The following is a 13908-nucleotide window of genomic DNA, read 5'->3' on the forward strand; positions in this document are numbered from 1 at the left end:
TGGGATGATGCGCCGGTCGATCCAGCCGACATCACCTGACTCGAAGGGACCTCCGCGATGGCAAAGGTCATCTCCACGTTGTTCATCTCGGCCGACGGTGTGGCCGAGATCGACCCCGACTGGCACTTCCCGTACTTCGACGAGAACATGGGTCGCGCCGTCAGCGAGGACTACGACACCGCCGACGTGCTGCTCATCGGCCGCGAGACCTACGACAGTTTCGCCGGAGCGTGGCCCGACCGTGAGGCCGCCGGTGGCGACGACGCCTCGTTCGCCAGACAACTCGGCGACGTCCGCAAGGTCGTCGTCTCGCGTCAGTCGCTCGACCTGCCCTGGCGCAACTCGGAGCTGATCCAGGGTGATCTCCTCGATGCCGTCGCCTCGCTCAAGGCCGACGCGGGTGTCCGAGGCATCCTCGTCCCCGGGTCGATCTCGGTGGTGCAGCAACTGCTCGCCGCGGGGTTGGTCGACGAGCTGCGTCTGCTGGTGCATCCGGTCGCGGCCCGCAAGGGCCGCAAGCTGTTCGACGAGGGCGATGCCGCGTACCACCTGCGTCTGGTGGCGTCCGAAGCATTTCCGACGGGGGTGCTGCGCGTCATCTACGCGCCGGGCGTGGCCCCCAACGCGGCCGGCTACGACGACGTCAAGGACCAGGTGCCGGCCCGAAGCTAGTACGCGTCCCACACCCTGACCCACCATTTAATTAGCCCCATCTATATTGACGTTCGGCCTTGGCAACGACAGGATCTTGGCACCACCCCCACTGTGATCCCGTCTGGGAGACGCCATGAACCGTCCTCGCCTGCCCCTCCTGCGGTCAGCCACCCGGCTGGCCGCACTCGCACTGGCCACCGCCGGCGTGCTGCTCACCGTCGCCACACCCGCCAGCGCGGCCGTGCCCGCCGGCCGCTACGTCGCGCTGGGCGACTCGTACGCCGCTGGTCCGCTGATCCCCACCCAGGTCGACCTGAACTGCCTGCGGTCCAACCGCAACTACCCGTCGCTGGTGGCCACGGCCGCCGGCTCGTCGTCGTTCGCCGACGTGAGCTGTTCCGGGGCCACCACGGAGGACATCCTCTCCGGCGGCAGCGGCGCGCTGGGCATCGCACTGCCGCCACAACTGAACGCGGTCACGTCGAACACGTCGCTGGTGACGGTGCAGATCGGCGGCAACGACATCGGCTTCTCCGGCATCATCACCGACTGCGCGGAGGCGAGCCTCAGCAGCCCGCTCGGCTCGCCGTGCAAGAACCGTTTCACCGCCGGAGGTGTCGACCAGTTGCAGGCGAGGATCGTCGCCGCGACGCCGAAGGTGACAGCGGTGCTCCAGGCCGTCCGCCGGGCCGCGCCGGGCGCGCGGGTCGTGGTGCTGGGATACCCGGCGATCCTGCCGGACTCCGGGTACGGGTGCTGGCCCGTCGTTCCGATCGCCTACCAGGACGTGCCGTACCTGCGGGGCGTCGAGAAGTCGCTCAACGCCATGCTGGCCAGCGCCGCAGGCGCCAACGGCGCCACCTACGCCGACGTCTACACCCCGTCGATCGGCCGCGACACGTGCAAGAGCAGCGGCACCCGGTGGGTCGAGGGGCTCGTCCCCCAGAACGCGGCCGCCCCGTTCCACCCGAACGCCCGTGGTGAGCAGGGCATGGCCACGGCCGTGCTCGCCAAGCTGAACAGCTGACCCGGCCCGCGAGCGGTTGAACCTGCCCCGTCGGCAACGGCGGGGCAGGTTCGCGCTTGCCGTCTCAGCGACGTGGCGATGCCCAGCCGCGCTGGTGCAGGCGTTCGATGCCGTCCAGCAGCAGGTCCAGCGCGAACTCGAACTCGAACTGGTCGTCACAGCCCTGCCCCAGGACGGACTCGTCGTCGTGCGACGCCGCCATGGCGATCTCCGCGACGTGCGGGAACCTGGCCGCGATCTCCGGTGGTAGGGCCGCCGGCGGTGGGGCCGGGTCGGTCCTGCCGGATCGACCGGCGCGCCGGGAGTCGTCGAAGAGTTCCTGGCTGAAGCCCAGAATTCGGCTGCCCATCGCGTGCATCACGTGGTGCGCGAGATCGACGGAGAATCCGCCGACCCGGAACGCCCCGATCATGGAGTCGAGGTAGGCCAGGACGGCCGGCGTCGCCATGTTCCGCGTCTCGATCGCCAGCGGCGCCCAGGGATGGCGCAGCAGCACCTGCCGCGCCGAGAGGATGCGCTGGCGGACCGCGTGCTTCCAGTCGGCCCCGGGCACGGGCGGGTCGATCTCACCGACGACCACGTCGATCATGCCGTCGAGCAACTCGTCCTTGTTGGCCACGTGCTTGTAGAGGGCCATCGGCACGACGCCGAGGTCCTGGGCGAGGTTGCGCATGCTGAGGGACTCGATCCCGGCCTCGTCGGCGAGCGCGACGGCGGCGCGCAGGATCCGGTCCCTGCTCAGCGGCGTACGGCGCAGCGTCTCAGCCTGCTCAGCCATCTCGCTCCTCGTCGTCGGGCGGGCATTCGAACCCTAATCCCCTTGACAGGTGTACGCCGTATACCTACCGTTCTCTGCAAGGTGTACGGCGTACACCAGGGGAGGGGAGAGGGATGAAGGCCATCGTTCAGGACCGATACGGTCCGCCGGAAACGCTCACACTCACGGACGTGGAGACGCCGGTGCCTGCCGCCGATGAGGTGTTGGTGCGGGTGGAGGCCGCCGCACTCAACGCGTACGACTGGCATGCCATGCGAGGCGACCCACGGATGGCCCGGTTGGCGATGGGCCGGTCGAGGCCCCGCGCGCGCATCCGTGGCCGGGACTTCGCCGGGCGGGTCGAGGCCGTCGGCGCCAGCGTTCGGCAGGTCCGCCCGGGTGATGCCGTCTTCGGCGACCTCGGTGACGCCAACGGCGCGTTCGCCGAGTACGTGTGCGTGCCCGAGACCCTGGTCGCGACGGCGCCGGCGAACCTGACGCCGCAGCAGGCGGCGGCCCTGCCGCTGGCCGGCATCACCGCGCTCATGGGTCTGGCCAGCGCCGGGCGGGTCGAGCCAGGCCACCGCGTTCTCATCAACGGTGCCTCCGGCGGCGTCGGCACGCTGGCGGTCCAACTGGCCACGGTGCTCGGCGCGAGCGTGACCGCCGTGTGCAGCACCCGCAACGTCGATCTGGTCCGGTCGCTCGGCGCCGAGAACGTCGTCGACTACACCCGTGACGACTTCGCCCGCGACACCCGCCGCTACGACGTCGTGTTCGACCTGGTCGGCAACCGTTCCCTCGCGGCGCTCCGACGGGTTCTGACCCCGACCGGGACGCTGGTGCTCTCCGGCGGCGGTGTGTACCGGGGCGGCAGCCTCATCGGCCCGGTCGGGCTCATCGCGCGTGGGCGGCTGCTGGCACCCTTCGTCCGACAGCGCATCGTCATCCTCGCGGCGGTGCCCGGTCGGCAGCACCTCGACGCGCTCCGCGCCCACGTCGAAACCGGCCGCCTCACCCCGGTCATCGACCGGACCTATCCGCTGCGCGAGGTGCCCCAGGCCATGCGTTACCTGGAGACCGAACACGCGCGGGCCAAGGTCGTCATCACCGTCTGACGTGCTGTTTCGCCATCGGTGTCGACGGTGGGGACGGTCAGGAAGCGGCCGGTCGCGCGCACCCACGAGGACGGTCGACCGACCGGGTGGTGCTTGAGATCGGGAAGTCCGGGGTACCGAAAGCTTCATGCCGAGTGTGGGGCAAGTCGTCGGAGACCGTTACCGTCTGGTCGAAAGCATCGCCAGTGGCGGTATGGGTGACGTGTGGCGAGCCGTCGACGAAACCCTCGACCGCTGTGTGGCGATCAAGATGCTGCAACCTCGGCTAGTCACCGACGCCGGCTTCAGCGAGCGGTTCCGCCGCGAGGCCCGGGCGATGGCGGCCCTGCGTCACCCGGGCGTCGCCCAGGTCTACGACTACGGCGAGGTGTCGCATGCCGGAGCGCCGGTCCTCGCCTACATCGTGATGGAATGCGTGCAGGGGCAGCCCCTGTCGCAGCGGATCGCCGAGGTCGGCCGGCTGGATGTGGCCGAGGCGATGTCGATCGCCGCGCAGACCGCCCGTGCCCTCCAGGCGGCGCACGACGCCGGGGTCGTCCACCGGGACGTCAAGCCGAGCAACCTGATCATCGAGCCGGACGGGCACGTCGTCCTCGTCGATTTCGGCGTCGCGGTGACGCAGGAGGCGGTGAGCCTGACCGCTACGAACCAGGTCGTCGGCACCGCCCTGTACATGGCCCCGGAGCAGATCGCGAAGAACGAGACCTCCTCGGCGATCGACATCTACGCGCTGGGCGCCGTCGTCTACCACTGCCTCGCCGGCCGGCCGCCGCACCAGGGCGAGACCGCCCTCGCGGTGGCGCTGCGGCACCTCGGAGAGGAACCGCCTCCGCTGCCCGAGGACGTTCCGGACGCGGTCCGGCGGCTGGTCGCCACCGCGATGGCCAAGGAGCCCGCCCACCGCTTTCCGACGGCGGCGGCCATGGCCACGGCGGCGCAGGCGGTCACCGACCCGTCAGATGAGTTGCTGCGGACCGCCACCGCGGCGACCTCGATCGCGGTGCCCGCCGAGCAGCGGGTTGCCCGGCGCTCAGCCCTCGGCGGCGCGGCGCGGCGGGCGCGTCGAGCGGGCAGCCCTGGGACCACCGGGCTCGCGGTGCTCCTCGGATCGCTGGCCGCCGCGGCTGCCGTCCTGGTGTTCGCCGATCCCACCGGGATGATGACGGGCCCGACCGGGCGGCCGTCGACGCCTCCCGCGGTGCCTCCCGCGGTGCCACCCGCGGTGTCGCCAACGGTGCCGCCGCAGGGGGAGCCCGGCCCCGGTGTCGGCGGCGGCGACCCGGCCACCCGCGATTCCGCGGGCCTGCCGGTGCGGGCACCCGGATCTCCGACCCCGACGGCCACCGGCTCAGCGGGCGGGGCCACGGCGAGCCCGTCGGCGTCGCCCGGTGGGGGCACCGTGGATACGCCCGAGCCCACCACGTCCGAGAGCGCCCCGGCTGAACCGACGGGAGCCCCGACGGGTGAGACGACGGAGGAACCGACGGACGAACCAGCTTCGGATGAGACCGACGAGCCGTCGACCGAGGAGTCGGCGGCGGGGGATGAGTCGGCGGCGGGGCAGACCGCGCAACCGCAGGTGTAAGGCGTGTTTCGGAAGTGCTGGCCGGCCTGCGCCGGGCCCGCCGGGAACGCCGAGGCGAGGTGGGGACGTACCCGTGGCACGGCTCTGGCGTGGCGGCCGGGGCCGCCACGCCAGAGTGTGATTGTCAGGAGCTGATCAGGTCAGCCCGTGCGGCAGGTGACGGTCGGCCAGTTCCAGTTGCCGTTGGCCATGATCGTGATCCCGAAGTTGTTGCCGTTGCCGTTCGGTCTCGCGGTTACCGTGCCGCTCGTGCCGCTGACGGAGGCGTTCCAGCTGTTCTGCACGCTCTGGCCGCCGCCGAGGCCGAGGCTGACGACCCAGCTGTTGGTGCCGCTGACCGCGACGTTGAGGTTGAACCGGTCGCCCCACTGCTGGCCGGCGGAGAGCGTCGCGTTGCAGTTGCCGTTGCCGGGCGGAGGGCTGGTGGTGGTGGTCGGGTCCGGGTTGCTGCCGCCGCCTTCCCGAACGGTGATGTCGGAGCTGCCGCTGCTCTGGTAGCCCTCGGTGGCCATGATCTGGTAGCTGTGGTTGGTGCCGAGGTTCAAGCCGGCACGGGCCCAGGCGTCGAAGTGGTTGGCGGTGGTGATGGTGCCACTCGAGCGCTTCTGCTGGCGGACGCTCCAGAACTGGTAGAACGTCTGGTTGCCGTCGATCGACGGGGCGTTGACCCGCTGGCTGCGCAGGATGTCGTAGGTGCCGCCGTCAGTGGTGACCGTGCCCATCCGGGTGGCGCCGCTGCTCGGGTTGTAGCTGCCGAAGTTCTCCACCACGTAGTACTCGATGAGCGGGTTGCGCGTCCATCCGTACAGGGCGAGGTAGGTGTTGTTGTTGCCCGGGTTGTAGCTGCCCGAGTAGGTGACCGTCCGTCGGTTGCCGGTGGCCCAACCCTTGCCGCCGACCCAGTTGTTGGTGCTCCTGTCCCAACTGCTGGTGTAACGGCCGTCGGCGCGCAGCGTCATGCTGGCGTTGCCGCTGTCCTTCCAGAACGAGAAGAAGTAGCCGTTGTGCGTGCCGGTGAGGTTCGAGGTGAGGGTCCGGTCGGCCTCCGCGTACGCGTTGGTGGCGGTCATCGTGCCGGTGACGGCCAGGACGGCGGCGCAGGCGGCGCCGAGGAGCAGCCGCATGCGGCCACGCCTCCGGGGTCTGGTGGGGATCTCGCCGGTGTCGATCATTAACGTGTTCCTCCTTGTGGCGGCTGGCGGGGGCCAGCGGTGCGATACGGCCCGCAGGCTGTCGGTGGCCCGGGACGGCCATCGGCGTCGTACCGCGTGGTGGTGGCCGGTCGTCCTGCGCGACGACCGGAGGAGTGGGTCGCGGTGACTGGTGCTGACGGCAATTGAGCGCCGTCGATGGCGACCGTATTAACCCGGCCGTCGACTTGTCAACAATTTCCGGAAACACGCTGGCAACGTCGCGACGACCGGCCGTCTGCCATGGGAGCGGTGTCTATCCAGGTCAGTAGTCGATCAGAAGCCGAGACGCTCTCCCTGGGAGCTGTGTCGGTCGACGAGAACGCTAGAAGAACCTGCTGAGAACTTCCGGAGACTTTCCGGACCGCAATCACCCGGCGGTCAAAAGGGTGCGAGGCAGGCAGGAGCCCGGTCAGCTCCGGAGGGCGTTGAGCCGCGCGGCCTGGCGGGTCAGGTGGTCGCGCTCGGCCAGGTTGGCGGCGTTGCGGGCCGCCTCGGCGTACAGCCGCGCCGCCGTCGCCGTGCTGCCGTCGCGCTCGTGCAGGTAGGCCGCGACCGCCGTGTAGCGGGGCAGTGCGTCGTCCAGTGCCGCGAGCGCCGCGAGACCGGCGCGCGGGCCGTCGGCCTCGCCGACGGCGACCGCGCGGTTGAGCCGGACGATCGGGCTGTCGGTCAGCAGCGCGAGTTCGCCGTACCACTCGACGATCTGCACCCAGTCGGTCTCCCCGGCGGTGGGCGCGTCGGCGTGCAGCGCCGCGATGGCGGCCTGGGCCTGGAACTCGCCCAGTCGGTCCCGGGCGAGGGCCGCCTGGAGGATTCCGACGCCCTCGGCGATCAACGCGGTGTCCCATCGGCCGCGGTCCTGCTCGGCCAGCGGCACCAGGCTGCCGTCGGCCGCCCTCCGGGCGGCGCGCCGGGCGTGGTGCAGCAGCATGAGGGCGAGCAGCCCCGCCACCTCGGGGTGGTCGATCGCGGCCGCGAGCTGCCGGGTGAGCCGGATGGCTTCGGCGGCGAGGTCGACGTCGCCGAAGTAGCCCTCGTTGAAGACCAGATAGAGGACGCGCAGCACGGTGGTGACGTCACCGGGCTGGTCGAACCGCACTCCGGAGACGGTGCGCTTGGCCCGGCTGATGCGCTGCGCCATGGTCGCCTCGGGCACCAGGTAGGCCTGGGCGATCTGGCGGGTGGTCAGCCCGCCGACGGCGCGCAGCGTGAGCGCGACCGCAGACGACGGCGTCAGCGACGGGTGGGCGCACAGGAAGTAGAGCTGGAGCGTGTCGTCCACCGTCGGGGTGGGGCCGGGCGGGGGTTCCTCGTCGACGAGGTCCTCACGCCGACGGCGGGCCGCGTCCGCTCGGGTCGCGTCGAGGAACCGTCGCCAGGCCACGGTGACGAGCCAGCCCTTCGGGTCCCGTGGCGGGTCGGCCGACCAGACGCGGACCGCCTCGACCAGCGCGTCCTGTACGGCGTCCTCGGCCGCCGCGAAGTCAGCTCCGCGGCGGACGAGGACCCCGAGCACACTCGGCGTGAGGCTCCGGATCAGTGCCTCGTTCACTCCGTGATGGTGGGCGGCTCGGTCAGGAACGGGCGCAGCTCGAGCCACTCGTGGATCGGCTTCCCGTCCTTTCCCGGGGCGGCGGACAGCTCCCCGGCCAGCTCGACGGCGCGCTCGTAACTGTCGACGTCGATCACCATCCAGCCGGCAATGAGGTCCTTCGTCTCGGCGAACGGGCCGTCGGTGACCGGCGGGCGGCCCTCACCGTCGTACCGGACGAACACCCCGTCGGGGGCCAGGGCCTGACCGTCGACGAACTCGCCGGTCTGCTCGAGCCGTGCCGCGAAGTCGTTCATGTACGCGATGTGCGCCGTGATCTCCTGCGGCGTCCACTGGTCCATGGGTACGTCGTTGACCCCGCGCGGGGCGCCGCGGTAGTGCTTGAGCAGCAGGTACTTCGCCATCGTCTTCTCCTCGGTGCGGGTGTGAGGCCCTTCGTGGCCGCCTTCACCCCGGGGACGGAGCGGGTCGCCGGTTCTCGACATGGCCGTCCGGATTATTTTTACTCTGGCTCAGGAGCGTGGGTGGAACCGGTCGGACACGGTGGCGCGGGATGGGCGTGAAACTTGATTCGTTCCAAAATAGTGAGCTAGTGTTCGTCGGGTGATGTCCGACTTCGAGGCGCAACTGCGGGCCGCTTCGCTGCGGGTGACCCGGCCTCGACTGGCGGTGCTCGCGGCGCTGCGCGACCACCCGCACGTCGGCACCGACGCCGTGATCGCGCTGGTCCGGGCGGATCATCCCACGGTGTCCCACCAGGCGGTGTACGACGTGCTGCGGGTGCTCACCGACGCTGGTCTGGTGCGGCGCATACAGCCGGCCGGGGCGACCGCCCGCTACGAGTCCCGGGTCGCGGACAACCACCACCACATCGTGTGCCGCTCCTGCGGCGCCATCGCCGACGTCGACTGCGCCGTCGGCCACGCTCCCTGTCTCACCGCCTCCGACGACCATGGTTTCGTGGTCGACGAGGCGGAGGTCGTCTACTGGGGCACCTGTCCCGACTGCGCGACCGAACGCACGCCCCAGAGATCCGCAAGCTCGGAAGGAATTACATGAGCGACACCCAGGACAACGGCCCCACCAGTGCGCAGGGCGTGGACCAGAAGGCAGCGGCCGGCTGCCCGGTCGCGCACGACTCGGTGACCGCGCACGGCAGCGAGAGCGAGAACCCGGCGATCGACTCGCCGACTCCGAAGACCGGCGGTCGTCCGCGCACCAACCGGGACTGGTGGCCCAACCAGCTCGACCTCTCGGTGTTGCACGCCCACTCGTCCAAGGGCAACCCGTTGGGCGAGAACTTCAGCTACGCCAAGGAGTTCGCCAAGCTCGACGTCGAGGCCCTCAAGCGCGACATCACCGAGGCCCTCACCACCTCGCAGGACTGGTGGCCGGCCGACTTCGGCCACTACGGCGGCCTGATGATCCGGATGAGCTGGCACTCCGCCGGCACGTACCGCATCGAGGACGGTCGCGGTGGAGCCGGCGACGGCGGTCAGCGTTTCGCTCCGCTGAACAGCTGGCCGGACAACGCCAACCTCGACAAGGCCCGTCGGCTGCTCTGGCCGGTGAAGCAGAAGTACGGCCAGAAGATCTCCTGGGCCGACCTGATCGTGCTCGCCGGTAACGTCTCCCTGGAGTCGATGGGCTTCAAGACCTTCGGCTTCGGTTTCGGTCGCGAGGACGTGTGGGAGCCCGAGGAGATCTTCTGGGGCCCGGAGGACACCTGGCTCGGCGACGAGCGCTACGCCTCCGAGAAGGAGATGGCGGCTGGCGTCGGGGCGACCGAGATGGGTCTCATCTACGTCAACCCGGAGGGGCCTCGCGGCAACGCCGACCCGCTCGCGGCGGCGCACTTCATCCGCGAGACCTTCGCCCGGATGGCGATGAACGACGAGGAGACCGTCGCCCTCATCGCCGGTGGCCACACCTTCGGCAAGACCCACGGTGCCGGCGTCGCCGACAACCACGTGGGTCCGGAGCCCGAGGGTGCCCCGCTGGAGGCGCAGGGCCTGGGCTGGTTGAGCACCCACGGCAGCGGCAAGGGCGGTGACACGATCACCAGCGGGCTCGAGGTGACGTGGACCGACGTGCCGACGCAGTGGAGCAACCGCTTCTTCGAGATCCTGTTCGGCTACGAGTGGGAGCTCACCACGAGCCCGGGCGGTGCGAAGCAGTGGGTCGCCAAGGACGCCGAGGCGATCATCCCGGACGCCCACGACCCGTCGAAGAAGCACAAGCCGACGATGCTCACGACCGACCTGTCGCTGCGTGTCGACCCGGCGTACGAGAAGATCTCGCGCCGCTTCCTGGAGAACCCCGACCAGTTCGCGCTGGCCTTCGCCAAGGCGTGGTACAAGCTGCTGCACCGCGACATGGGTCCGATCGAGCGTTTCCTCGGGCCGTGGGTGGCCGAGCCGCAGCTGTGGCAGGACCCGGTGCCGGCCGTCGACCACGAGCTCGTGGGTGACGCCGACATCGCCGCGCTCAAGGCGAAGGTCCTGGAGTCCGGTCTGACGACCGCCCAGTTGGTCTCCACCGCCTGGGCGTCCGCCGCGAGCTTCCGCTACACCGACAAGCGTGGTGGCGCCAACGGCGCACGGATCCGTCTTGAGCCGCAGCGCAACTGGGAGGTCAACCAGCCGGAGCAGCTCGCGACGGTCCTGACCACCCTGGAGGGCATCCAGCGGGAGTTCAACGAGGCCGGCGGCGCGAAGATCTCGCTCGCCGACCTGATCGTGCTGGCCGGTTCGGCAGCCGTCGAGAAGGCGGCGCGTGACGCCGGCGTCGAGGTGACAGTGCCGTTCCGGCCGGGCCGCACCGACGCCACGCAGGAGCAGACCGACGTCGAGTCGTTCCGGGTCCTCGAGCCGCGGGCCGACGGTTTCCGCAACTACCTGCGTCCCGGCGAGAAGACCCAGCCGGAGGTGCTGCTCATCGACCGCGCCTACATGCTCAACCTGACCGCGCCCGAGATGACCGTCCTGGTCGGCGGCCTGCGTTCCCTCGGCGCCAACACCGCTGGTGCCCAGCACGGTGTCCTCACCGACCGGCCGGGCGTGCTCACCAACGACTTCTTCGCCAACCTGCTGTCCCCGGGCACCCGGTGGAGCGCGTCGAAGTCCGAGGAGCACGTGTACGAGATCCGCGATCTGGCCACCGACGAGGTGAAGTGGACCGCCACCGCGGTCGACCTCATCTTCGGTTCCAACTCGCAGCTGCGGGCCCTCGCCGAGGTCTACGCCAGCCAGGACGCCCGCGACAAGTTCGTGGCCGACTTCGTGGCAGCCTGGACCAAGGTCATGGAGCTCGACCGCTTCGACATCGCCTGACCGCCTGACACCGACGAGCCCCGGTCAATCCATCAGTGATTGGCCGGGGCTCGTCGGCGTTCACGCCACCCGCGCCACTGTCGACGAGCGTCCGGAAAGGCGACTAATCTGTTGCCCCACACTCCATCGATGTGAGGAGATGCGATGGCGCGTCGCACCGGCCGGCCTTCCTACCTGTCGGACAAAGCCGACGTGCGCCATCGCCGCGCGACACGCTCCGTGGCGGTCGCGGGGGCGGTCGCGCTGGTCACCGCCCTGTTGGGTGGGCTGGTCGGCTACCAGGTGGGTCGCCCGGACGCCACCGAGGCGGCCATCGCGACCATCCAGGAGGCCGATGCGAAGCGGGACGCTCAGCAGATCCTGGAGCTGACCGGGACGGCTCGACGCGTCCGCGACCAGATCGCCCCCGTCCTGGCCGCCATCAAGACGGAGACGTCAGCCGGGCGTGCGCCGGATCCGGGCCAGGCGCGCCAATGGCAGGAGATCATGCGCCAGGCAGCCGAGCCGTTCGCTGACCCACCGTCGGGCACCACCGCCACCAACGTGGCGCGTGGAGGGTTGCGGGCGGCGATCCAGCAGGCGTCGCTGGCCGTCGACGCGTACGCGCTGGCCGTCGACGTCCCTGCGGCGCAGCGTGCGGCCCTGCTGGCCGTCACGGCGCGACAGGCGGCCCAGGCGGTGACGATGTGGTCTGTCGCGGCGACCCAGCTCGACCAGGTCAGCGTCGACGCCGGGCACGGCCATCAGCACGTGTTCCTCGACACAGACTCCCACGAGGGGGCGCTCACGCCGGACGGGGCGCCCGAGGGGACCGGCGGCTGAGCGGCGCTTTGCTGCTTGATGTCTGGTTCGACTGCGGGCGCTGCTGCCGTGGCCGCCGGACGGCCGCTCAAGATCTGGGAGTGGTCGGCCGGATCGGGTACGGTCGCTTATCGCAAAGTCTATGAACCAGATTGGCTTTCTGTGCAAGGGAAGCCGCATCGGAGGGACACAGCCGTGAGGTTCCCAACTGCCGTCCGTCGGGCCGGTCTCGTCGCGGCCATCGCCGCCCTCGCGCTGAGCGCGGGTTGCGCCAAGAAGGACGACAGCGAGGTCCAGGCGAGCGGGGTCAAGCTGGTCGAGGCGGGCAAGCTGACCGTCTGCACCCACCTGCCGTACCCGCCGTTCCAGTCGAAGGACGCCAGCGGCAAGGTCACCGGCTTCGACGTCGAGATCATGGACCTGGTGGCCAAGGAGCTGGGTGTCGAGCAGACGATCATCGACACCCCGTTCGAGGGGATCAAGTCCGGCCAGGACCTGAACACCGGCAAGTGCGACGCGGCCGCCGCCGGCATGACGATCACCGAGGAACGGCAGAAGGTGATGAACTTCTCCGACCCGTACTTCGACGCCACCCAGGCGCTGCTGGTGAAGACCGGTAAGCCGTACAAGTCGCTCGACGACCTCAAGGGCAAGAAGTTCGGCGTCCAGGCGGCCACCACGGGTCGTGACTACGCCAAGAAGTTCGAGGCGGAGAAGGGCCTTCAGCTCGTCGAGTTCGAGGACCTCGCCGCCCTGCAGCAGGCCGTCGCCAACGGCCAGGTCGAGGCCGCCATCAACGACCTGCCGGTCTGGAGCGAGTACCTCAAGAAGAACCCGGGCGGGTTCGAGGTCTCCGCCGAGTTCGACACCGGCGAGCAGTACGGCTTCCCCGTGAAGAAGGACGCCAACCCGGAGCTGCTCAAGAAGATCAACGAGGTGCTGGCCAAGGCCAAGCAGGACGGCACGTACGACACGATCTACGAGAAGTGGATCGGCAAGCGGCCGAGCGCCTGATCATCGCGTGGTACCGGAGGGCGTGCGCCCCGCGCGCCCTCCGTGTCGGTAATCTCCGGGAAGGCAACGAGCGAACGTGAAGCTGCGACGCCGCCAGCGGGAGCGGTTGTCCCTCGGGCTCCAGTACCTGGTCTTCATCGCCGTCATCGCCGCGGTGCTCTTCGCCGCCGACTGGGACAGGCTGGCCGACGCGTTCTTCCGCGTCGACATCATCAAGTCGATGTTCCCGACGATCATCACCGTGGCGCTGCGCAACACCATCCTCTACACGCTGGGCGCGTTCGCCTTCGGTCTCGTGTTCGGGACCATCCTGGCGCTGATGCGGCTGTCCCGGGTCGCGCCGTACCGCTGGGTGGCGACGGCGTACATCGAGCTGTTCCGGGGTCTGCCCGCCCTGCTGGTGCTGTTCCTCGTCGGGTACGGCATCCCGATCGCCTTCCCGGAGCGGGAGATCCCGGGCGGGGTGTTCGGTTCGATCGCGATCGGCCTCGGGTTGACCGCGGCGGCCTACATGGCCGAGACCATCCGCGCCGGCATCCAGGCCGTCCCCAAGGGGCAGATGGAGGCGGCGCGCACCCTCGGCATGTCGCACTTCACGGCCATGCGCACGATCGTCATCCCGCAGGCGTTCCGGATCGTGATCCCGCCGCTGACGAACGAGCTCATCCTGCTCACCAAGGACTCGTCGCTGGCGTACGTGCTGGGCGTGACGGCGCAGACCATCGAGATCACCAAGTTCGGTCGGGACATGCTGAACGACCGGGTGAACGCCACCCCGCTGCTGGTGGCCGGCCTCGCCTACCTGATCATCACTCTGCCCCTGTCCCAGGTGGTACGTCGCCTCGAACTCCGCTACGCCAAGGCCCGGTGACCGC

Annotated in this window: 13 protein-coding genes; 9 read left to right on the forward strand and 4 right to left on the reverse strand. The window is 70.0% G+C overall.

Going from position 1 to position 13908, the window contains the following annotated elements; translation table 11 throughout:
* Positions 1–57: 57 nt before the first annotated feature.
* Both AC3CF1_RS00245 and AC3CF1_RS00250 read left to right on the forward strand, forming a co-directional pair.
* Positions 58–672, forward strand: a complete 615-nt coding sequence (locus AC3CF1_RS00245) for a dihydrofolate reductase family protein (protein WP_488449213.1) — start codon at positions 58–60, stop codon at positions 670–672.
* Positions 673–787: 115 nt separating this feature from the next.
* On the forward strand, positions 788–1681 hold the full coding sequence (locus AC3CF1_RS00250) for an SGNH/GDSL hydrolase family protein (protein ID WP_141909034.1): 894 nt from the start codon (positions 788–790) through the stop codon (positions 1679–1681).
* A gap of 64 nt (positions 1682–1745) precedes the next feature.
* Here AC3CF1_RS00250 and AC3CF1_RS00255 read toward each other — a convergent pair whose 3' ends face one another.
* On the reverse strand, positions 1746–2459 hold the full coding sequence (locus AC3CF1_RS00255; protein WP_488449214.1) for a TetR/AcrR family transcriptional regulator: 714 nt from the start codon (positions 2457–2459) through the stop codon (positions 1746–1748).
* Between the two features lie 113 nt (positions 2460–2572).
* Here AC3CF1_RS00255 and AC3CF1_RS00260 point away from each other — a divergent pair, with 113 nt between their 5' ends.
* Both AC3CF1_RS00260 and AC3CF1_RS00265 read left to right on the forward strand, forming a co-directional pair.
* Entirely contained in the window at positions 2573–3556 is a 984-nt protein-coding gene (locus AC3CF1_RS00260) for an NAD(P)-dependent alcohol dehydrogenase (RefSeq protein WP_488449215.1), read from the forward strand.
* 193 nt (positions 3557–3749) lie between these two features.
* Positions 3750–5141, forward strand: a complete 1392-nt coding sequence (locus AC3CF1_RS00265; RefSeq protein WP_488449216.1) for a serine/threonine-protein kinase — start codon at positions 3750–3752, stop codon at positions 5139–5141.
* A 140-nt stretch (positions 5142–5281) separates the two neighbouring features.
* Here the strand turns inward: AC3CF1_RS00265 and AC3CF1_RS00270 are convergent, their stop codons facing one another.
* The 3 genes from AC3CF1_RS00270 to AC3CF1_RS00280 form a co-directional block, all read right to left on the reverse strand.
* Complete coding sequence (locus tag AC3CF1_RS00270; protein ID WP_488449217.1) at positions 5282–6265, reverse strand: glycoside hydrolase family 11 protein; 984 nt, start codon at positions 6263–6265, stop codon at positions 5282–5284.
* Between the two features lie 478 nt (positions 6266–6743).
* Positions 6744–7886 carry an RNA polymerase sigma factor gene (locus AC3CF1_RS00275; RefSeq protein WP_488449218.1) on the reverse strand — a complete coding sequence of 381 codons (1143 nt, stop codon included), beginning with the start codon at positions 7884–7886 and terminating at the stop codon, positions 6744–6746.
* The gene (locus AC3CF1_RS00280; protein WP_210792793.1) at positions 7883–8290 is read right to left on the reverse strand and encodes a YciI family protein; all 408 of its coding nucleotides are present in this window, start codon (positions 8288–8290) and stop codon (positions 7883–7885) included. Before AC3CF1_RS00280 ends, AC3CF1_RS00275 begins: the two co-directional genes overlap by 4 nt.
* A gap of 199 nt (positions 8291–8489) precedes the next feature.
* On the opposite strand from AC3CF1_RS00280, the gene AC3CF1_RS00285 reads away from it, so the two are divergent.
* From AC3CF1_RS00285 to AC3CF1_RS00305, 5 genes are all read left to right on the forward strand, one after another.
* Positions 8490–8945, forward strand: a complete 456-nt coding sequence (locus tag AC3CF1_RS00285; RefSeq protein ID WP_269458571.1) for a Fur family transcriptional regulator — start codon at positions 8490–8492, stop codon at positions 8943–8945.
* Entirely contained in the window at positions 8942–11218 is a 2277-nt protein-coding gene (gene katG, locus AC3CF1_RS00290; protein WP_406084690.1) for a catalase/peroxidase HPI, read from the forward strand. The genes AC3CF1_RS00285 and katG overlap by 4 nt, the downstream gene beginning before the upstream one ends.
* A gap of 144 nt (positions 11219–11362) precedes the next feature.
* Entirely contained in the window at positions 11363–12040 is a 678-nt protein-coding gene (locus AC3CF1_RS00295; protein WP_488449219.1) for a hypothetical protein, read from the forward strand.
* 174 nt (positions 12041–12214) lie between these two features.
* The gene (locus AC3CF1_RS00300; RefSeq protein WP_088947762.1) at positions 12215–13033 is read left to right on the forward strand and encodes a basic amino acid ABC transporter substrate-binding protein; all 819 of its coding nucleotides are present in this window, start codon (positions 12215–12217) and stop codon (positions 13031–13033) included.
* 76 nt (positions 13034–13109) lie between these two features.
* Positions 13110–13904 carry an amino acid ABC transporter permease gene (locus AC3CF1_RS00305; protein ID WP_088947763.1) on the forward strand — a complete coding sequence of 265 codons (795 nt, stop codon included), beginning with the start codon at positions 13110–13112 and terminating at the stop codon, positions 13902–13904.
* Positions 13905–13908: the final 4 nt, after the last annotated feature.

The organism is Micromonospora sp. MGP-C2 (assembly GCF_057766525.1).

What these genes read in the sequence shown, in the direction of transcription:
- AC3CF1_RS00245 (WP_488449213.1), top strand. Translation starts at nt 58, where the DNA reads ATGGCAAAGGTCATCTCCACGTTGTTCATCTCGGCCGACGGTGTGGCC.
- AC3CF1_RS00250 (WP_141909034.1), top strand. Translation starts at nt 788, where the DNA reads ATGAACCGTCCTCGCCTGCCCCTCCTGCGGTCAGCCACCCGGCTGGCC.
- AC3CF1_RS00255 (WP_488449214.1), bottom strand. Translation starts at nt 2,459, where the DNA reads ATGGCTGAGCAGGCTGAGACGCTGCGCCGTACGCCGCTGAGCAGGGAC.
- AC3CF1_RS00260 (WP_488449215.1), top strand. Translation starts at nt 2,573, where the DNA reads ATGAAGGCCATCGTTCAGGACCGATACGGTCCGCCGGAAACGCTCACA.
- AC3CF1_RS00265 (WP_488449216.1), top strand. Translation starts at nt 3,750, where the DNA reads ATGGGTGACGTGTGGCGAGCCGTCGACGAAACCCTCGACCGCTGTGTG.
- AC3CF1_RS00270 (WP_488449217.1), bottom strand. Translation starts at nt 6,265, where the DNA reads ATGCGGCTGCTCCTCGGCGCCGCCTGCGCCGCCGTCCTGGCCGTCACC.
- AC3CF1_RS00280 (WP_210792793.1), bottom strand. Translation starts at nt 8,290, where the DNA reads ATGGCGAAGTACCTGCTGCTCAAGCACTACCGCGGCGCCCCGCGCGGG.
- katG (WP_406084690.1), top strand. Translation starts at nt 8,942, where the DNA reads ATGAGCGACACCCAGGACAACGGCCCCACCAGTGCGCAGGGCGTGGAC.
- AC3CF1_RS00295 (WP_488449219.1), top strand. Translation starts at nt 11,363, where the DNA reads ATGGCGCGTCGCACCGGCCGGCCTTCCTACCTGTCGGACAAAGCCGAC.